The 18,611-nt window shown below is 70.6% G+C and carries 19 protein-coding genes, 1 tRNA gene and 1 pseudogene; 12 read left to right on the plus strand and 9 right to left on the minus strand.

Translation table 11 applies throughout. From position 1 onward, the window contains the following. The first annotated feature begins 69 nt into the window (after nt 1-69). The 5 genes from ABD323_RS07565 (at nt 70) to ABD323_RS07585 (ending at nt 3,772) form a co-directional block, all read left to right on the plus strand. Entirely contained in the window at nt 70-558 is a 489-nt protein-coding gene (locus tag ABD323_RS07565; RefSeq protein WP_344440485.1) for an ATP-binding protein, read from the plus strand. A gap of 140 nt (nt 559-698) precedes the next feature. Continuing rightward, entirely contained in the window at nt 699-833 is a 135-nt protein-coding gene (locus ABD323_RS07570; RefSeq protein ID WP_344440449.1) for a hypothetical protein, read from the plus strand. 14 nt (nt 834-847) lie between these two features. Continuing rightward, nucleotides 848-2,038 carry a cupin domain-containing protein gene (locus tag ABD323_RS07575; RefSeq protein WP_344440450.1) on the plus strand — a complete coding sequence of 397 codons (1,191 nt, stop codon included), beginning with the start codon at nt 848-850 and terminating at the stop codon, nt 2,036-2,038. After that, a complete protein-coding gene (locus ABD323_RS07580; protein ID WP_344440451.1) occupies nt 2,035-2,940 on the plus strand; it encodes an aldo/keto reductase in 906 nt (301 codons plus the stop codon). Before ABD323_RS07575 ends, ABD323_RS07580 begins: the two co-directional genes overlap by 4 nt. A 16-nt stretch (nt 2,941-2,956) precedes the next feature. Beyond that, nucleotides 2,957-3,772, plus strand: a complete 816-nt coding sequence (locus ABD323_RS07585) for a hypothetical protein (protein WP_344440452.1) — start codon at nt 2,957-2,959, stop codon at nt 3,770-3,772. Between the two features lie 152 nt (nt 3,773-3,924). Here the strand turns inward: ABD323_RS07585 and ABD323_RS07590 are convergent, their stop codons facing one another. The 5 genes from ABD323_RS07590 to ABD323_RS07610 all read right to left on the minus strand — a co-directional run bounded on the left by ABD323_RS07590 (nt 3,925) and on the right by ABD323_RS07610 (nt 9,615). Next, the gene (locus tag ABD323_RS07590) at nt 3,925-5,685 is read right to left on the minus strand and encodes a relaxase family protein (RefSeq protein ID WP_344440453.1); all 1,761 of its coding nucleotides are present in this window, start codon (nt 5,683-5,685) and stop codon (nt 3,925-3,927) included. Further along, nucleotides 5,682-6,302 (minus strand): plasmid mobilization protein, encoded by a 621-nt coding sequence (locus ABD323_RS07595; RefSeq protein WP_344440454.1) that lies wholly within the window; start codon nt 6,300-6,302, stop codon nt 5,682-5,684. Before ABD323_RS07595 ends, ABD323_RS07590 begins: the two co-directional genes overlap by 4 nt. A gap of 459 nt (nt 6,303-6,761) precedes the next feature. Continuing rightward, nucleotides 6,762-7,748, minus strand: a complete 987-nt coding sequence (locus ABD323_RS07600; protein ID WP_344440455.1) for a DUF2637 domain-containing protein — start codon at nt 7,746-7,748, stop codon at nt 6,762-6,764. A 140-nt stretch (nt 7,749-7,888) separates the two neighbouring features. Continuing rightward, on the minus strand, nt 7,889-8,590 hold the full coding sequence (locus ABD323_RS07605) for an ATP-binding protein (RefSeq protein ID WP_425555900.1): 702 nt from the start codon (nt 8,588-8,590) through the stop codon (nt 7,889-7,891). After that, nucleotides 8,587-9,615, minus strand: coding sequence for a hypothetical protein (locus ABD323_RS07610; RefSeq protein WP_344440456.1), 1,029 nt, complete (start codon nt 9,613-9,615; stop codon nt 8,587-8,589). The genes ABD323_RS07605 and ABD323_RS07610 overlap by 4 nt, the downstream gene beginning before the upstream one ends. Before the next feature lie 539 nt (nt 9,616-10,154). Here ABD323_RS07610 and ABD323_RS07615 point away from each other — a divergent pair. The 5 genes from ABD323_RS07615 (at nt 10,155) to ABD323_RS07635 (ending at nt 13,799) form a co-directional block, all read left to right on the plus strand. Further along, nucleotides 10,155-10,703 carry a helix-turn-helix domain-containing protein gene (locus tag ABD323_RS07615; RefSeq protein ID WP_344440457.1) on the plus strand — a complete coding sequence of 183 codons (549 nt, stop codon included), beginning with the start codon at nt 10,155-10,157 and terminating at the stop codon, nt 10,701-10,703. Nucleotides 10,704-10,863: 160 nt separating this feature from the next. Beyond that, nucleotides 10,864-11,109, plus strand: coding sequence for an excisionase family DNA-binding protein (locus tag ABD323_RS07620; RefSeq protein WP_344440458.1), 246 nt, complete (start codon nt 10,864-10,866; stop codon nt 11,107-11,109). Continuing rightward, nucleotides 11,109-12,275: a tyrosine-type recombinase/integrase gene (locus tag ABD323_RS07625; protein WP_344440459.1), complete on the plus strand. Its 1,167-nt coding sequence runs from the start codon at nt 11,109-11,111 to the stop codon at nt 12,273-12,275. Before ABD323_RS07620 ends, ABD323_RS07625 begins: the two co-directional genes overlap by 1 nt. Nucleotides 12,276-12,461: 186 nt before the next feature. Next, on the plus strand, nt 12,462-12,809 hold the full coding sequence (locus ABD323_RS07630; RefSeq protein ID WP_344440460.1) for a hypothetical protein: 348 nt from the start codon (nt 12,462-12,464) through the stop codon (nt 12,807-12,809). Nucleotides 12,810-12,866: 57 nt separating this feature from the next. Beyond that, nucleotides 12,867-13,799, plus strand: a complete 933-nt coding sequence (locus ABD323_RS07635) for a DUF3825 domain-containing protein (RefSeq protein ID WP_344440461.1) — start codon at nt 12,867-12,869, stop codon at nt 13,797-13,799. Between the two features lie 324 nt (nt 13,800-14,123). Here ABD323_RS07635 and ABD323_RS07640 read toward each other — a convergent pair. After that, nucleotides 14,124-14,194 (minus strand) — tRNA-Gly (locus ABD323_RS07640). A gap of 206 nt (nt 14,195-14,400) precedes the next feature. Between ABD323_RS07640 and ABD323_RS07645 the strand changes: the two genes are divergently transcribed. Beyond that, nucleotides 14,401-14,637 carry a hypothetical protein gene (locus ABD323_RS07645; protein WP_344440462.1) on the plus strand — a complete coding sequence of 79 codons (237 nt, stop codon included), beginning with the start codon at nt 14,401-14,403 and terminating at the stop codon, nt 14,635-14,637. A gap of 116 nt (nt 14,638-14,753) precedes the next feature. After that, a complete protein-coding gene (gene dcd, locus ABD323_RS07650) occupies nt 14,754-15,329 on the plus strand; it encodes a dCTP deaminase (RefSeq protein WP_344440463.1) in 576 nt (191 codons plus the stop codon). Nucleotides 15,330-15,394: 65 nt separating this feature from the next. Here dcd and ABD323_RS07655 read toward each other — a convergent pair whose 3' ends face one another. The 3 genes and pseudogenes from ABD323_RS07655 to manB form a co-directional block, all read right to left on the minus strand. Beyond that, nucleotides 15,395-16,291 (minus strand): alanyl-tRNA editing protein, encoded by an 897-nt coding sequence (locus ABD323_RS07655; protein ID WP_344440464.1) that lies wholly within the window; start codon nt 16,289-16,291, stop codon nt 15,395-15,397. 111 nt (nt 16,292-16,402) lie between these two features. After that, nucleotides 16,403-17,284, minus strand: coding sequence for a Yip1 family protein (locus ABD323_RS07660; RefSeq protein ID WP_344440465.1), 882 nt, complete (start codon nt 17,282-17,284; stop codon nt 16,403-16,405). Between the two features lie 257 nt (nt 17,285-17,541). Next, nucleotides 17,542-18,606, minus strand: a pseudogene (gene manB, locus ABD323_RS07665) (mannose-1-phosphate guanylyltransferase); the annotation flags it as partial. Nucleotides 18,607-18,611: the final 5 nt, after the last annotated feature.

Raw genomic sequence — 18,611 nt, forward strand, 5'->3', positions numbered from 1 at the left:
GCCCGGCAATCCTGGGGTTCCTCCGAGGGCAAGCCGGAGGAACCCCGACTGAGAGGGCGGTCCGTGCTGATGAGCCCGACGAACAACGCCGAGCTACCGGCACCACAGACGTGGGAGGTTGAGCCCGAGTTGGCCGCCGTCCCGTCAACCCGTCGCCTGATCAAGGGGATTGCCCAACACTGGAGCGTCCCGTTGTCCCATGCCGCGTTGCGGGACGTCGAGCTCTGCGCCAGCGAAGTGCTCACCAACGCGGTCGAGCACACGGGCGCCCGGTTCCGGGTCACCGTGCGGTGGACCGGCGAACATCTGCGCGTGGAGGTCGCGGACAACAGCCTCCGGGCGCCCGACCCCGGCAGCGCTGAGGACATGATCACGGGCGGACGTGGTCTCGTCCTGGTCGACGGGCTCGCCCACTCCTGGGGCTGGTATCCCGAGGGCGCCGGCAAGGTCGTGTGGTTCGAGTGCGCGGCTGACCAACTGGTGACCGGAGACAGACGGCTCGCCGTCCTTGTCCACGCCACGCAGGCCCAGACAGCTTGCCTACCGCAGTCAGCCTGACCCTCTCAGCCTCCACTCAGCCCTGGGAATCACAGGCCGAGTGGACACAGCGCCGGTCACCACACCTTTGGTCGGCTGGCGCCCCTCAGTCTTCCCGCCGGAACCCCGGCGGGAGTTCTCAAGAAGAAGGGAAGAAGCACATGGTGCAGGACACCCCGACGGCTCCGGCCGCTGAGAGCGGCCTCCTGGTCGCCGCACGAAAGATCGCCGCTGCCCGGGCTCGTACCGAGCAGCCGTCCGACGTCAGCAGCGGCCGTTCCGACGGCAACGACTGATAAGGACGCCCACGATGCATGATGCCGCTTCGTGGGCGGCGCGTCTGGGCGGGGACTCGTTCCTCGCCCAGACGTTCAACCGCTCCTACGCCGTCATCCCCGGGCAGGCTGCCGACGTCGCCGGCCTGCTGTCCTGGGACGACCTGAACACCATCCTCGCCACCCAGCGCTTGGAGCCCCCGCGGCTTCGGCTGTCGATGGACGGCGAGATGCTCCCCCTGCACCAGTACGCGCTGCCGGTGACCACCCGCCGGGCGGTGACCTGGCACCGTATCCAACCGGCCGAACTTCAGGCACGGTTGGCCGAGGGTGCCTCGCTGGTGCTGGACTCGGTCGAGAAGATCCACCCGCCGATCGGGGCCGCCGCCGAGGCCCTGGAACGGTTCCTCGGCACGCTGGTGCAGGTCAATGCCTACGCCTCGTGGACCGAACGGGAGGGCTTCGGCACACACTGGGACGACCATGACGTGGTGGTGGTCCAGATGTACGGGGCCAAGCGCTGGCGGTTGTACGCCCCCACCCGGACCGCGCCAACCTTCCGGGACGTGGAGGCCCCGGAGCAGCCGGAAGGCGCCCCGGTAGCCGATCTCGTGCTGACTGCCGGCGACGTGCTCTACCTGCCGCGCGGTTGGTGGCACGCGGTCACCGCGGACCAGGGAACGCCGTCCCTGCACCTGACCTTCGGCCTGGTCACCCACACCGGAGCCGACCTGCTGACCTGGGTGGTGGACCAGCTGCACTCCCACCTCGCCTTGCGACTGGACGTGCCGCGCTTCGCCTCGCCCGGCGAGCAGGCCGCCTACGTCGACGAGTTGCGCAAGGAGATGCTGACCGAGCTGTCCGATCCCGAACTGGTCAGCCGCTGGGCCGAGTCGGTCGATACCACGCACTACGGCCGGGCCATCACGTCCCTGCCCTACATCGACGGCCTTCCGGCTCGGCCGGAGATCACGGTCCGGCTCACCGCGCCTCGGGCCAGGATGACCGAGAACGGGCCGGACGGCACCGTGACCCTTGCGGCGGCGGGGACCGCGTGGGACTTCGCTGGCCAGGCAGCCCCGCTGCTGCGGGTTCTGCTGGCCGGACAGCCTGCCACCCTCGGATCGCTGGCTGCTACAGCCGACCTGGGGGTGAAGGACGTGGCGTCGCTGCTCTCCGTGCTGATCGAGGGCCAGGCCGCCTCCGTGGTCGGGACGGCGCTGTGACCGCCGCTCTCGCCCTGGGAACGTACCGGGTGCGCGCCGTCAGCCAGGCGGCGCGCACCGCCCTCGCCGCCGGGGCGCGATGGGTGGACACGGCCCCCAACTACTCCCATGGGTTGGCGCATCAGGAGCTGGCGTCCGTTTTGGCTGGCCACCCGAGCGTTCGGGTGAGTACGAAGACGGGCTTCATCACGACCACCCAAGGGCGTGCCGCCGTCGAGGCCAACGTGCTCACCCCGGAACAGGCGGGGGTGGGCCACAGCCTCGATCCAGCGTTCGTGCGGTGGCAGACCGAGCAGTCCCTGAGTGTGCTGGACCGCGCCGACCTGGTCTTCGTCCACAACCCCGAGCAGGCAACGTCCGGGCACGACCGCACCCGACTGCACGATCTTCTACGGGGAGCGTTCGCCGTACTGGAGGACTTCGCCCAGGCCGGCCGAATCGGCGGCTACGGCGTCGCCACCTGGTCGGGCCTGAGCTCGGGCGCGTTGACGGTGGCGGAACTTCTCGGCCTGGCCGAGCAAGCCGCCGGCTCTGCGAGTCACCACTTCGGCGGACTGCAGCTCCCGGTGAGTCTGGTCATGGCCGAGCCCATCGCCAGGGCGCTCGACGGCGGCGGACCGCTCGTGGAGGCGGGGGACGCCGGAGTGATCACTTTCGCGTCCGCTCCGCTCCATGGCGGAGAACTCCCGGGGTTGATGACACCCGAACTGGTGGACCTCATCCGGCCAGGGTTGTCCGCTCCGGCAGCTGCGCTGCTGGCGGTGGCGTCGTGCCCTGGCCTGGATGTGGTGCTGCTGTCCGCGAGCACCGCGAATCACTGGCACGATGCGGAAAAGGCTGTGGCCATCCCCCTGGAACGCGACCGACTCAGGAGCGTGATCGATGCACTCGCCGCCGGATGAGGAGACCAGACTCCGCATGGAGGCCGCCCACGCCCATGCGGCGGCACTTCTCGGGCTCACCTGTACCGGCGCTCCTGTGTGGGGGTTCCTCGGCTGCACCATCAGCCGTCGGGCCGGTGTCCTCTGGTTGCGGGTGGCCTCCACCGCCAAGGCGAATGCGGGCCGGAAGCAGGGAGAAGGCAGCGTCGGTGCGTCGGTCCTGGTGCCGGACGACGTGCCGCGTCCCAGACTGCACGACGTGCTCGACTGGACCGACGACACCTACGCCTACAAGGCCGAGGTCGCCGACTACGTCCCGCATCCGGTCATCTCACCCGACCGGCCGGACCTGGCCCACGATCCCGGTCTCCCGGACGAGTGGTGGGGGAGCCTACGGCAAGCCCTCCACCGGCTGGGCCACGCGGAAGGCGTTCGGGTCACCGTGCGGTCCGGCTGGATCGACAAGGCGTTCCCGCAGTTCCTCGGCATCCCCGCACCCGAGAAGATCGAGCGTGTGACCGGCCACGGTGACCTTCACTGGGGCAATCTCACCGCACCGCTCGCCCTCCTCGACTGGGAACGCTGGGGCCAGGTGCCTGTCGGCTACGACCCCGGCCTGCTTCACACCAACAGCCTGTTGGTTCCCGGGCTCGCCGCTCGCATCCGAGACGAGTTCTCGTCGATCCTCGGCACGCCAGCCGGCCGGATCGGCGAACTGGCCGCGCTGGCCGAGATGCTGCAAGCGGTCGCGCGGGGCTGGTATCCGGAGCTCGCCCCACTCCTCGCCGAGCGCGCCACCGAACTCACCAGCGTTCAACCGCCCGTCGCCGAGCACTCGGAGATCACTGCGTGACTGCCCTGGCAGTCCGGGCCAGCGGGCACCCCTGGTTCAACAGGACTGCGGGCAGGGTGCGTTCCGGTGCAAGGCTGCTACGTCAACACCTGGATGACGCGAGCCGACATCACCCGCCGGTGCCTGAGAACTTGGCACCGACGGGTGATGAGCTACCGGCGACGGGGTAGTGGGGTTGGCGGTGCCGACGGCCGAGGCTGGGCGGCGGGGTTCACCGGCATCGCGACTGTGCGGCCGGTGGCGGTTGTCCTGATCCGTGCCGCGCCGGTCCGTGTGCTCGGCTTCGCCACTGCCGGTGTTGTCGGGAGGCTGGCATCGCGTCGGATGCGCCAGTTGAGGACGGCGGTGGCGGAGTCGGCGGTGGCGAGTTCGCGTCGACCGGCGGCCTGGGCAAGCAGGACGGCCGGATCGTGGCCGGCAGCTTCGGCTTCGGCGAGGGTGGCGGCGAGGGCGTTCCAGCCGTTCTCGTTCAGCACCTTGGTGGCCTGGTCGGCCGGAAGGGCCTGGCGGATGGCTGCGGCCTGCCGGTCCTGGGCGGGCGGGGGCAGGCGCTGGCCTTGGAGGTCAAGGGCGGCCATCGGTTTGGCCGCGTGCCGCGTATACGCGGTGCGCAGGTGGTCGGCGGCGGCGTTGGCGGCCTCGGCCTGGTACTCATGGCCTCGGGCGGCGTGCCACTTCGCGATGAGGACGGCGAGCAGGACGAGGCTGGAGAGGACGGTGGCGGCTGCGGCGCCGTCATCGGCTCGGCCGACGGCCGGTCCCGCGTTGAGGACAGCGCGGGCGGCCGAGCGCATGGCTCGCAGGTCCGTCTTGGCGGCTCGGGTGTGGGTGAGGCCGGTGCGGTCGAAGGCGCGGGCGGCTTGGGCGATCTCCTTCCTACTGAGGACGGAGCTGGTGGCGGCGAGGGCGTCGAGGATCTCGATGCTGCCGCTGATCGTCGCGGCGGCTTGGTCGCCGCTCTGGTCGTCGGCCAGGGTGGCCAGGGCATGGTCGATGGTGGTGCTGGCTTGGTGCCGGCCGGAGGCGGGCCAGGTGTACTCGTTGGGATCGGGGTAGACGGGTTCGGCCGCGCCGGCGGCGAGGCGGGCGCGGATCTTGGGGAGGGACAGGTCGGGGTCGAGCTTGCTGCCGGAGAACCAGACGGGCTCGGTCTTGGCGTTGCGGTCGCCGGGGAGTGCGAACTTGTAGCCGATGGCGTCTCCGGAGGGCGCGCGTCGGGTGCTGGTCCTGATGCCGTGCTCGGCGAGGCGGCGCAGGAACTCCTCCTCGGTGGCGGCTCCGGCGAGGGACTGGCGGACGGCGGTGCGCAGGGTCTCGCGCGGGGTCTGGGGGAGGTTTCGGCGTTCGGCCTTGCGCAGTTCGGCGCGGGTGGGGCGCTTGGGCCCGCTGTGGCGGTCCTTGGTGCGGGTGTGGGCGAGGCTGAGCAGCCACAGTTCGTTCTCGATGAGGGTGAGTTCGCTCTCGACCCGGCCCCAGTCGCCCCGGATGCGGGGCTGGGTGAGGTTGCCGCGCACGAGGGTGGCGAGGATGTGGATGTGGTCGTCGGCATGGCGCACCGCGATCCATCGGCAGCCGTCCGGATCTCCTTCGGGAGCGACACCGGCGGCAACGACGATCCGCTGGGCGATGCGGTTCCACTCGTCGTCGCTGAGGAGCCGGTCGGTCGAGGCCGCGCGCACCGAGCAGTGCCACACGTGTTCCTTGGGTGCTCGCTCGCCGGCCTGGACGATGCGCAGGTCCAGCGCGTCGCGGAGCTGGGTGAAGGTGACGCCCGGCTCGCGGCCGGGGTTGGGGGCGAGGCCGTCCCAGGATCCGACGATGTGCGGGTCGTTGTGCTCGTGGTGCTGCCCGGGTCCGAAGAGGTACTTGAGCAGGCCCATGGTGCTGCTGCCGCCGCCGATGCTGGCGATCACCGGTTCCTGCCTTGCGCGAGGCGCATCGCCACCTCGTCCAGGTGTGTCAGGAGCGTGCGGGCGTCGGCGAGCAGGGCCCGGCCCTCGGTGAAGGCGTCCAGGACCTGGCACGGTGGGAGGGCAATGTCGGAGTGGTAGTCGCGGGTGAGCTGGTTGACGTTGTTGCCGAGCTTGGCGACCTGGGTTCGCAGGGCGGCGGCCTCGTCGATCGCCGCGTCCAGGCGCTCGTCTCGGGTGGCGATGTCGGTGTGGTCGTCGGCGAGGGCCTTGCGGATGACGTATGCGGCGGTGGCCAGCTCTGCGGCCTTGGCGCGGCGCTCGATTTCGGCTTTGTCCTCGCTGTGGCAGCGGAAGGTGAGTTGGCCGTCGAGAGGGTTCGTGTTGTTGCGTCGGCGGCGCTTGGGGGCGCGGTGTGCGGTGGCTCGCTTGGGACGTCGCGCGGCGGCAGGGCGTGTGGGCGGGACGTCGGGGTCGCTCTCGGCGGACGGCACAGCGGCGGTGGCGCTGACGGCGAGGGGCTGTACGTTCGCGGGCGGCTCGGTGCTGGGCTTCTCCTCGTGCGGCGCCCCCTGGCGCCGCACGTCCGGTGATGCCGAGTGCGCCCCCGCGCTCGGCATCACCGGCTCTCGCCCTCCCGGGCGAGGGCGTCCGCGTCCGACCCTTCGTAAGAGGGTCGGACGCCCTTGCTTGCTCCGTCTGGGGCAGAGCGGTGGTCACCTCCGTTGCAGTGCAGGGGGCTTACAGGGTTCTCGGGCTGGTCGTTCATGGGCTGGCGGACGGTGGTCACGGGTGTGCTCCACGGGGGTGGGCGGTCGGTGCGGGGCCTGGCGGTCTCGGTGGGCAGTTTCCGGGTGGGTGCCGGTTTGGTTGCGCCGGACTTCGCGGGTATGAGCGGCCGAACTGGCGGGGCTTTCCGAGCGTGGCCTGCCGTGCGGGAGGGGCAGTTCGTGGTGCAGGTGGGTCCCGTAGGGCGTGGGGACCTGGTTGCGATGGGACTTCTGCCGATGCCGCTGCGAGTCGGCAGAAGTCGGTGGTCAGCTGACCGGGGCCGGTCGGTCGGCTGGCCACGACGGCGGTCAGTCGGCCTCGGGGTGTGTACGGCCCTCCGCGCCGCCTGCCTCCTGACGGAGTCGCTTCATTAGCTCGGTGAGGCGGGTGCTGCCGAGCGGAAGGCCGGCTTCCCGGACGGCTTGCTCGACGACCGCGCGGCTGAGGCGCCCGTGGGCGGCGACCGCCGCGCGGCTGACCTCCAGCAGTTGCTCCATCGACGCGCCCGGCGGACGGCCGACCGGCTTGCCCTCGGCGGTACTGTCGCCACCGCCGACCTGCGACTCGCCTGCGAACTCAGCGACTTCTGCCGAATCGCCGGCTGGAGTGTTCGCAGTGTCGAACGGCTGGTCGTCGCCTTCCGCCGCCTGGCGGCCGGGCAGCGCGTCGCTCCACTCGGAGGGCAGCAGGCCGGCGGCGGACAGCAGCGTCAGCAGTGCCGTCTCGTCGCTTCGGTCCTCCATCCGCTGCAGCTGGATGTCCTCGTCCTGGTCGGCGGCGACGGGGTCGGCAGAAGTTCCGCTGTCTGGATCGTCGTTCTGCTCACCCCGGCGGATCTCGGTGTTCTCGCCGTGGCGGGCGATGAGGATGTACAGGTGGACGGCGCCGCCGAGGGCGAGCGGGGCGAGGATGGACAGGAAGCCGACGACGGTGTCGCTGAGCCGGAGCCTGCTGTCGGTGCCGGTCAGGTCGTTGAGGCGGACGGCGTGCAGGGCGTTCGCCCACACGCTGGCGGCGGTCGCTCCGGTGAAGAGCGTCCAGGCGTAGGCGCGGGCGGGCCGGGGGGCTTCGCGCAGGACGAGCAGGGCGCGCACGCCGTAGGCGATGAACCCGTCGATGATCAGCGGGAACACGTAGGTGAGCGGGCCGCGCACGTGGATCGCGGCGGCCATCTGCCGCAGGGCGTCGTAGGACAGAGCGAAGCCGAGCGCGCCGAGCAGTACGACCGTGAGGCGGTCCCAGAGGGAGACCCGAGCGGCCGGTATGCGGGCAGGGGGCAGTGCGGCGGTAGTCATGTGAGGTGCTCCAGGTGGCCTCGTCGCTGCAAGGGCAGGGCCGAGCGGCGAGGGGTGGACGTGTGAAGGGGATGCCGGGCCGAGCGGCGAGGGGTGGACGTGTGAAGGGGATGCCGGGCAGAGCGGAGCCGGTGCGCGGCTCAGGCGGTGCGTCGTCGGCGGTCGGGGCCCGTGAGGATGACGCGCTCGCACATCTCCGCCAGCCGGGACGCGGTGCGGTCGCCGAGGGCGGCGCGGATGTCGCCGAGCGGCAGGTTGGTGGTGAAGATCGTCGGGAGCAGGTACTCGTAGCGGTGGTTGACCAGCCGCAGCGTGAGCGCCTCGGTCCACTCGGTCGCCTTCGCGGCACCGAGGTCGTCGACGATCAGCAGCGGGCAGGCCATCAGCGCGCGCATCTCCTGCTCGGCGTCGACGCCCTGACGGGGCCTCTGCGCGGCGTACAGCTCCTCGGCGGTCGTCTTGATCCACCGCAGGCGCACACCGCCCGCGAGCAGGCTGCGGACCGCCCCGTACGCCTGGTGCGTCTTGCCCGACCCGGTCGAGCCCGTGATCAGCAGCGACGGGCCCTGGGCGATGCCTGGAGCGCCGCCGGGTCCTCGGCGGCTGGCCAGGGTGACTTGCTGGACCCAGGTGGTGACCTCGGGGTGGTCGGCAACGGCAAGTCGGTAGCGCGGCGGAATGCGCCGGTCTGCCAGCTCCAGCACGGTGGACGGCTGGTCGGCCTCGCGTTCCGCGGCGGTGGTCGGGACAGCCTGGATGCGGGCGAAGCGTTCGCGCCAGCCCCCGCCGATGAGCTTGGGATCGCGGTCGGCGGTACGGGCCGCCGTCGGGGTGGAGGTCACAGCTCGCCCCCGTAGTAGGCCAGGGCGTCCCCGGGGTTGGTGAAGGGCTGGTGGTGCGCGCGGGCGGCGCTCTGCCGGGCCGCTGCGGGCTGGGCGTTGATGGCTTCGTGGACCATGTCCGGAAGCAGGCTGGGGCTCAGCGGCCTCGCCTGGTACCGCGCCAGGCCGGCCCGGATCTCGTCTTCGGTGAAGTTCTCGGCCAGCAGGCTGGAGATGACCTTGGCGAGGTGCCCGAGCACCTTGGCGGGCGGGCGCTTGCGGCAGCCCCGGACGTACTCGGCGAGCAGGTCGTGGGCAGTCACGCCGTCATCGGTTGCCTGCCCCGCGACGTGGTGCGGCGCATCCTGGTTAGGGATGCGCGAGGGTGCCGGGGTGGGCGCGGCGGAGCCGCCCCCTTTAGGGGTAGATCCAGGATCCATGATCCTAGATCCAGGCACGAGGTCCTCCTGAGCCCTCCGGAGGGATTCCGGAGACGTGCCCTGACCTGCTGTTTCACCGGCATCCGCCGCCTGGTTGCCCGACTCGGGCCTGCTGAGGGTCTGTGGAGCGGCCTCGGGAAGCGTGGTGTCGCCGACTGGTGCCGAAAACGGGCCGGAGAGGGACTCCGAAGCCTTCCCGAGGTCCTCCGGAGCCGGGCGGGCACACCGCTCCCCCTTGCACTTACCGCACCGCCGCTCACGTTCGTGCACCGGGCACGACGGGAGCCGGGAGGCGCTCGGGTGGGAGATCTTCTGGTGCTCGTGCCACTTGGCGACGTGCAGGTACTGGCGGCCGTCGCAACCGGTGTACCGGCAGAGCAAGTCGGCGGAGGCGAGCTGCTGGAGGTCATCCGCGCAGTGGACCGGGGTGTGCTCGGGCCGCAGTGCCCACAGGACGCCGTTGATGATCGCGGCGTGGTCGATGTGGCGGCCCTCGTCGTCGACCTGGGTGAGCAGGCAGACGAAGGTCCGCTCAGCGGTCAGCGACACCTCGGCGAGGCTGAGCGACTGGGTGATCTCGGGCTTGATGGTGCGGATGCGCGCCACGGCTACCGCCCCGCCTTCGGGGGCAGGCTGCCACAGGCGGGTGTGGTGCGAGCCGCCAGGGTCGTACTCTTGGGCATGGCTTCCTCCCCGAGGCACCCGTGACTGTGACGGTCCGGTGCCTCGGTTGATCGCTGTGGTAGGTGGTCAGTTCAGGGAGTTCCTTCGGCCCTCGGTGCGCCAACACCGGGGGCCGCTCCCGTTTTCGGGCGGTCGCGCGTTCCTCTCCGCGCCGCCCCGTTCATCCCCTCCTGCGTCTCCGGTCGGCCGGCTCTCTGTCGATCTCGCCGCCTCGGCGGAGTCGAGGTCAGCGCCGCCAGTGACGTTCCATCTTGGAGCGCCACGTGGCAAGTCGGCATGGGCACCGCCCTCTCGCCGAGTCGCGCACCCAAGGACTACCAGCAAAGTCCGGCCGCGCCAAACAGCATGTCAATGACCATAAAGCGGTGGACAGACCGGCACGCGCGCGGACGGCGCAGCACGATCCGCACGACTCTCCCGGACTACTTGGTGCGGCCGGAGATCCATGCTTATATCCCGTCATGGCAACACGACCCGTCGAGATCGGCCCGACCGGTCTGCAGACCGCGAAGAACATCGAGCGGCTGCGGACCGAGCTCGGCATGAGCCAGCGCCGACTCGCCGAGATCCTCACCGATCTGGGCCGCCCCACGCCCACGACCGCGCTCAGCAAGATCGAGCGCGGCGAACGGCGCGTGGACGTGGACGACCTCGCCGCCATCGCCGTCGCGCTCGGGGTCTCCCCCGCCACCTTGCTCCTGCCGCCCGTCGCCGACGCGAGCCGGACCAACGTCACCGGCGCCGGCCCGGTCACCACCGAGGCGGCCTGGGACTGGGCCGACGGCATCAGCCCCCTTCTGCCCTTCCCCGTCGACGAGCCCAACCAGGCTGGCGAGGACGGCCTGCTCACGCACGCCCTGCGCGCGCGGCCGGAGGGCAGACGCACCCGGCACCTGCCGCTCCCCTCGGCTGCCGAACAGGCAGCCGAGGCCAACCCGTTCAGCCAGTTCACCCAGGCTGAACTCGTCCAGCTTCTCGACAACCTGAAGGCCGCGATCACCCGCGACTGACCCAGAGCCCACCCGGCTACCTCCCGGGCCCGTATCACCCCTGCTCGTTCCGGTGTTGGCGCACCGGAATCGCAGCGTCGATCCAAAACCGACCACCTACCACAGCGATCAACCGCGGCGACGGCACGTCACAGCCACGCGCGCCGCGAGGAGAGAACCCATGCCCGAGAACAGCAACCGCCGCTCGACCAACGCCTCCGAGCAGTACCTGACCGTCGGCCAGGTCGCCGAACGCCTGGGCACCACCGAGCGCTTCCCCCGGCGCCTCATCGCCGAGCGGCGCATCGCCTTCGTCAAGATCGGCAGCCACGTCCGCATCTCCGAGAGCGTGCTCGCTGCCTACATCGAGGCCAACACTGTCGCCCCGGTCCGCTCCGGCCGCCGCCGCTTCGGGCGGGCTGCCTGATGGCGAACAACTCCGGCCGACGGCGCCGCTGGGGCTCCGTCCGCAAGCTGCCCTCCGGCCGCTTCCAGGCCCGCTACCCCGGCCCCGACGGCCTCCTCCGCAACGCCGACGAGACCTTCGCGACCAAGGGCGACGCCGAAGCCTGGCTCGTCGAGACCGAGACCGACATACGCCGCGAGGAGTGGCGCGACCCCAACGCGGGAGCCGTCAACTTCCTCCTCTACGCCACCGCCTGGATCGACGAACGCGACCTCGCACCTCTCACCGACGAGCTGTACCGCCGGCTTCTCCGCCTGCACCTGGAACCGTCGTTCGGCGAGTCCGAGCTGAAGGAGATCACCGCTCCCCAGGTCCGGGCCTGGCGCGCCGCCCTGGTCAAGGAGGGCAAGAAGACCACCGCGGCCAAGTCCTACCGCCTCCTGAAGGCGGTCCTGGAGACCGCCGTCGACGACGAGCTCATCCGTCGAAACCCCTGCCGCATCAGGGGCGGTGGCAAAGAGGAAGCCGAGGAGCGTCCCGTCGCCACGGTCGAGCAGGTCCTCCAGCTCGCTGACCTCATGGGCCCGCGCTGGCAGCTCATGGTGTTCATGGGCTCCTTCATGGCCCTCCGTCCCGAGGAGCTGGCCGAGGTCCGCCGCTCCGACGTCGACCTGGTCAAGCGGGTCGTGTGGATCCGCCGCGCGGCCCCCGAGCTGACCACCGGCAAGCGCGTCCTGGGCGACCCGAAGTCCAAGGCCGGAAGGCGACCGGTCGGCATCCCGCCCGAGATCGTCCCTGACTTCGAGCTGCACCTGCGCTGGTACGCCGCGAAGGAGGACGACGGCCTGCTGTTCATCGGCGAACGCGGTGCCCCGTTCCGCCGCTCGACGTTCGGCCGCAAGTGGCGCAAGGCCCGTACGAAGCTCGGCATGGACGGCTTCCGCTTCTACGACCTCCGCCACACCGGCAACGTCCTCGCCGCCAGCACCGGCGCCAGCCTCAAGGACCTGATGGCCCACATGGGCCACTCCTCCGTCCGCGCCGCGCTGATCTACCAGCACGCCACAGCCGAACAGCAGACCAAGATCTCCAACGGCATCAGCGCCGCCGTCGTCGACATCCGCACCCGCCGTCGGCCACCCGCCTCGGGCACTGCCGCGACTACGGAGGTCCCGCGCCAGGCATAACGCAACCCGGCATCAGCAGAGCCCTGGCCAGTCGCACTTTGGCCAGGGCTCCATCTCCGACAGCCCATCAGGCCACACCTCACGACCCCAGCTACCTGACGGTTCGACAAACATCTTGCCCTCCCTGGACTTAAGGATTTATTCTTATCTACAGAAAAGATCCCGAAGGAATCATGGAGGGGCGGGATGGCCGACAACTACGACGAGCTCCGCGAGTCAGTCACTGCCAACGACGGGCTCTACACCATCGACATGGGCACGCTCCGCGACATCCAAAGAGCAGGTCGCCTTGGCATCCACGTGCGCGATGCCATCAGCCGCAGCCTGCAGTCGCACGGCATGGGACACATCCCTGGCGAACTGCCCGGCAACCAGTACGACGAGGTGCGGCTGTACCTTCTCGGCAGCCCGATCGGAGACATCGTCAAGGCGGTACTGAGCCCGAGTAACAAGGGAGACGATGCGCTGCGCGCTGTAAACGCGTCAGAGGCCCAAGATCAACTGCGCCGGATCCGCGAGATCGTCAACGGCTAACTTCTGTCAACCGTCAGTCGCAGCAGGCAAATACACACCGACCGCGAGAGGCCAGCAGTGACGTCCGAGAGCCAGCCAGTGACACCGAACGATCTCGCCCGACTCCAGCAACACTTCACGGGCACCGCCACCTCAGCGCCAAGCCAGCCTCAGCAGCCCGGGAACGCCCTCTTTGACTATGCCTACATGGGCTATGTGCGGTCCGCAGTAAGCCTCCAGGGCGGCACAGGCGACCCAGACCTCTTTGACCGGCTGGCCGACATGGCGGAGGACGAGAACTGGGATGGACTGAGCCCCGAAACGCCGGGCGACAACCGCATCCTCCGCAACTACATCAGGTGGACGTTCGAGCGCGCACACCAGCAGGGCAGAGTCTCGACCAGCACCGACGGCACATGCACGGCTTTTAACACCGGGCTGGCCACCGGCCGGCAAGAGACGATCTACGGGCTGTTCAAGCGGAACAGTCGGCCAGCTGGTCAGCCATGGGCCTTCACAGGCTGGCGCTCTGGCAGCGACCGCGACTTCATGGAGAAGTTCCCACCTTCTTCGCGTCCCGACTTCGTGACCTACACCGACAACCCAGCCGAGTACATCTACGACTGGCGCCGAGAACTTGTCGTAAGCGTGGAGCACATCCTCGATGACTCCGGGAACCTTGAGCGCTTCCCGGCAGCCTTGCGAGGCACCCCCCATCTTGCTCGGATGGCGTTCAAAGGGGCCGTCGACGGAGCAGTTGACCGTGTCCGCCGAAACTACAAGGCAGCCGTTCCGACCTGGTACCCCACACAGAACGCCGTTCAGCTTCTTCTGCCCCTGTCCCTCGTGGACATGAGCACAGTTGACCTTGCTCTTGTCGTATCGAGGCAGGGCGAGTTCTACCGGGGCCACACCGTGCTCACAACTGCGATGGCCTACAACAATGCCCGGCTGCTCGCCCGCCCCGACAGCGACTGGTTGCAGCCGGCCGCTGAGATCGAACCCTCGTAGGCCAGAAGAGGTCAGGCGCCCGCACGATCCGTGCCGTGCGGGCGATCTGCCTGGAGCCCACAATCGACCTCCAGACTGACGGCCTCGCGGCGGCCCAGCAGCTCGAATGCGAGCGGGCGCAGCAGGTGATCCAGATCACCAAAAGTTGATCTCACGTCCTGAGATGACTTCAGCGCAAGGCGTGCACCGAGAGGCTGGCGGCAGGCGACAACCCTGCATCTGACGCCCGGGAGCATCAGATCTGGCACGAATCTGGCACGACGGCCCCGAATTGGTCCAGACAACAAGAAAGCCCCAGGCCGTTGACCTGGGGCTTTCCTTCTGAGCGGGCGACGAGAATCGAACTCGCGCTATAAGCTTGGGAAGCTCATGTTCTACCATTAAACTACGCCCGCCTGACGAGCCGTCAGTGACCGCTCGATCTTGCATCATGCTACCCCATCTCGCGGGCCGGTCCACACCCTTACGGTGGGGGCTGCCGGGACGGCGAGCCGCGGGTGGGGATGTCCGGAAGATCCCCTAATGTGACGCTGTCCACTTGCGGCGGCGGTTCCCGGGCAGGGGGCTGCTGCTGTGGGGTAGTTGGGGTAGTTGGGGCAGCATGGGAAGGGGATCGATGGAGCAGCGGACCGTCGTTCGTTGTGCCGAGGGGCACCTGTTCAGTACCAGTACGTTCCCGATGCAGAATCTCGGGGCCGGCCGGCTGGGGCCGGGGCGGTTGATCCGGTGTCCGCAGTGCGGGCGGTTGCGCAGTTCGGTGCCGGCTGATGTGAGTGCGCTCTCGGCGCCGCAGCTGGCGCGGGCGCTGCGGCTGGAGACCGGGGCGTTCCTGGCCTGACGGGTCGGGCGAGGCCGGTGGGGACCGCGTCCGGGGCCCCACCGGCGGGGCCTGGGGTGGACGGGGGTGGACGGGTTGATTGCGCGCCCGCCGCGGGCAGCACGTAACCTCATGACGTGCTGCTCTCCGACAAAGACATTCGTACCGAGATCGACAACGGCCGCGTCCGGGTCGATCCGTTCGAGCCCGCCATGGTCCAGCCGTCGAGTATCGACGTCCGACTGGACCGCTTCTTCCGGGTCTTCGAGAACCACCGGTATCCGCACATCGACCCGTCCGAGGAGCAGCCGGATCTGACCCGGCTGGTGGAGCCGGACGGCGACGAGGCGTTCATCCTGCACCCGGGCGAGTTCGTGCTGGCCTCGACGTACGAGGTGATCACCCTTCCGGATGATGTCGCCTCGCGGCTGGAGGGCAAGTCGAGCCTGGGGCGGCTCGGGCTGCTGACGCACTCGACGGCCGGGTTCATCGACCCGGGGTTCAGCGGGCACGTGACGCTGGAGCTGTCCAACGTGGCGACGCTGCCGATCAAGCTCTACCCGGGGATGAAGATCGGGCAGCTCTGCCTGTTCCGGCTCTCCTCGCCCTCCGAGCACCCGTACGGGTCGGCGCGGTACGGCTCGCGCTACCAGGGGCAGCGCGGGCCGACGCCTTCGCGCTCGTACCTGAACTTCCACCGCAGCGACGTCTGAGGCGTCCACCAGGGCGGTTGACGCCTCAGACGGGTCGTTGACGCCCCGGCCGGATCGCCGACGGGTCAGGCCTGCTGCGGGCGGGTCACCGCGGTCAGCTCGCCGCCGTCCTCGGAGAGGGTCAACTCGGTCCGCAGTGCGGAGAGTTGGCCGAGACGGTGCAGGTGGGTGCCACCGCAGGCGATCTCGGCCGGGCCGATCGGGAGCTCGCAGTGCCAGCGGCGGCGGGCGGTCAGCTCGGGGCCGGGCACCTCGATCCGGACCGGGGCGTCGCCCGCCACCCAGGCGGCCAGCCGCTCGTTGACGTCGGCGGTGATCGCGGGCAGTGCCTCGGCCAGCGCCGGCAGGTCGTCGGCGGCCTCGGTCGTGAAGCCCTTCTTCCGCAGCGACTTGCCGAGCCGGTAGACGTCGGTGCTGGCCTCGGTGTCCATCACCGAGCTCGCCATCGCCAGGCTGTCGAAGTCCGGGTTGCCGAAGGCGTCCGCGCGCCCGGGGTCCTTGCGCCAGCGGGCGGCCAGCGCGGCGTTCAGGGCCAGTGCCAGCAGGTGGCAACCGGTGTGCGATGCGGAGAGCGCGGTGCGCCGCTCGGTGTCCACCGCCAGCGTGACCGTGCGACCGGTCAGGTCCTCCTGCGGCGCCGCGTCCAGGACGTGCAGCACCAGCCAGGACCAGGCCTCGTCGCCGCGCCGTACCGGGATGTCCGCGCCCACCAGCAGTTCCCCGCCCTCCGGTCCCACCGCGCCGGTCAGGCAGTCGACCACCGGCAGGCTCGCGCCGTCGGCCACGGTCAGCGTGCCGGTGTCGGCGGGCTGGTCGGGCCAGGTGTGGTCGAGCGGGTGGAACGGGCTCTCGGCGGTGACGACGCCGTACCGGCCGTCCGCGAGCACGTGGACGGCCAGCACGGTCGACTCGCCGGTCACCGCCCCGCCGGGGAAGCTGACACGGGTGGTGGGGAGGGTCATTCGGTTGCTCCGTGCATGAGGGAGAGGGACGGGAAGGGAGGAAGAGAAGAAGGGAGGGAGGGAGGAAAGGATGGGGAGGGGGAGGGGGGAAGGGGGAACGGGCGGCGGCGGTCAGCCCAGGGTCGGGAGCTTGATCAGCACCAGCAGCGCCAGCAGTTGCAGCGAGGCGGCACCGGCGGCCTTGCCCCACGGCAGGTCGTGCACCCGGCGGACCATCGTGGTCAGCAGCACCCCGCAGAGCAGCCAGGTCGCCCAGCCGACCGCCTGGACCACCACGTTGCCCGACGGCAGGAAGAGCGCGAGCAGCAGCCGCGGCACGTCCGTGGTCCAGCCGACCAGCACCGCCAGTCCGACCGTCGCGGGCCACGGGCCGTCGCCGCCGAGCTGGCGGGCCAGCGCGTAGGTCACCGCGCCGAGCACCAGGCCGGCCAGGGTGAACCCGACGGCCGCGCCGGCCAGCGACCACAGCGCGGTCGAGAAGGTCGAGTTGACCACCTCGTGGCGGGTGTCACCGAAACCGAGCACCGCGAGCACGGCGTAGAGCAGCGAGACGGTGAGGGCGGGCAGCCAGGCCTGGTGGTCCCGCATCTGGTCGAAGGTCCGGGCCGGGGCCCGGTAGATGCCGACCAGCAGCGGCCGCCAGGGCAGTCGCGGACCGGTCGCGCGCGGCGTCGTGCGGCCACCGGCGCGGTAGGTCGCGACGCTGTCCTGCCCGGACGCCGACGGCGGCGGCTGGTAGGGCGGCTGGGACGGCTCCCCGTACCCCGGCTGCCCGTATCCCGGCGCCCCGTAACCCTGCCCGTCGGGCCCCTGCGGGTCGTACCCCTGCCCGTGGTACTCCTGACCCCCGTACCCCGGCGCCCCGTACCCCGGCCCACCGGTCGGGAAGGCCCGGGTGTTGCCCGGGTGGTCGCTGCGGTACGGGTCGTGCGGCGGCGCCGCGAGGTACTCGGGCTCGCCGCCCCACCCGTTCTCATATCCGTTGCCAGCCACGCTCCGACGGTACCCGCAATGGCGATCGGCAGCCCGGTCGCCCGGCGAAAGCCGGGGCATTGCAGCACGGCTGTGACGCGGCGACGGCCCCACCGCGGGTCGAAACCCACGACAGGACCGTCGGAACCCACCACCGCCCCGCCCGTACCGCTGGTACCCCACGGCCGGACCGGGCCGGCCTACTTCTGCAGCACCGAGCCGTGCACCGCCGCCGCCGAGGTCTCGCCGGCCGGGCAGCCGCCGGGGCCCGCCGTGGTGCGCACCGCGCCGACCGGCAGCAGCGTGCCGCAGGCGATCCGGATGCCGTTCGGCAGCTCGTTGTCGGACTCGACGGTGGCGCCGTCGCCGATCACCGCGCCGTCCAGCGAGGTCCGCTCACCGACGGTGGCGTACGCGCCGACGATGGAGTCCTTCACGAAGGCGCCCGCGCGGATCACCGCACCGGGCAGCACGACGCTGCCCTCGACGATCGCGCCGGCCTCGACGACCGAGCCGGCCGCGACCACGGTGCCGCCGCTGAGCACGGCGGCCGGGTCGACGGTGGCGCCGTCCAGCAGCAGCGCGTCACCGGTGGGACCGGGGACCGCCGGCGAGTCGACGCGGCCGAGCACCAGGTCGGCCGAGCCGCGCACGAAGGCGGCGGGGGTGCCCAGGTCCAGCCAGTACGAGGTGTCGACCACGCCGCGCACCAGCGCGCCGGTGGCGAGCAGCTCGGGGAAGGTCTCGCGCTCCACCGAGACCACCCGGCCGGCCGGGATCCGGTCGATCACCGAGCGGGTGAAGACGTAGCAGCCCGCGTTGATCTGGTCGGTGACGATCTGCTCGGGGGTCTCCGGCTTCTCCAGGAACTCCAGCACCCGGCCGTTCTCGTCGGTGGGGACCAGGCCGAAGGCGCGCGGGTCCTCGACCCGGGTCAGGTGCAGGGTCACGTCGGCGCCGGCGGCCACGTGACCGTCGCGCAGCGCGGCGATGTCCAGGCCGGACAGGATGTCACCGTTGAAGATGAGCACCGGCTCCTCGGGACCGCAGGTCAGGCCCTCGGCGGCGTTGCGGATCGCACCACCGGTGCCGAGCGGCTCGCGCTCGGTGAGGTAGACCAGCTCCAGCCCGTACGGCGTGCCGTCGGCGAAGTGCTCCTCGAAGACCTCGGCCAGGTACGAGGTGGCGAGCACCACCCGAGTGACCCCGGCGGCCGCCGCGCGGGCGAGCTGGTGCGCGATGAAGGGCACGCCCGCGACCGGGAGCATCGGCTTGGGGGTGTGGGTGGTGAGCGGGCGCAGCCGTGTGCCCTGACCGCCGACCAGCATGATCGCCTGGGTCATCTTTG

The sequence above is a fragment of the Kitasatospora nipponensis genome (assembly GCF_039528135.1).
Lineage (GTDB): Bacteria > Actinomycetota > Actinomycetes > Streptomycetales > Streptomycetaceae > Kitasatospora > Kitasatospora nipponensis.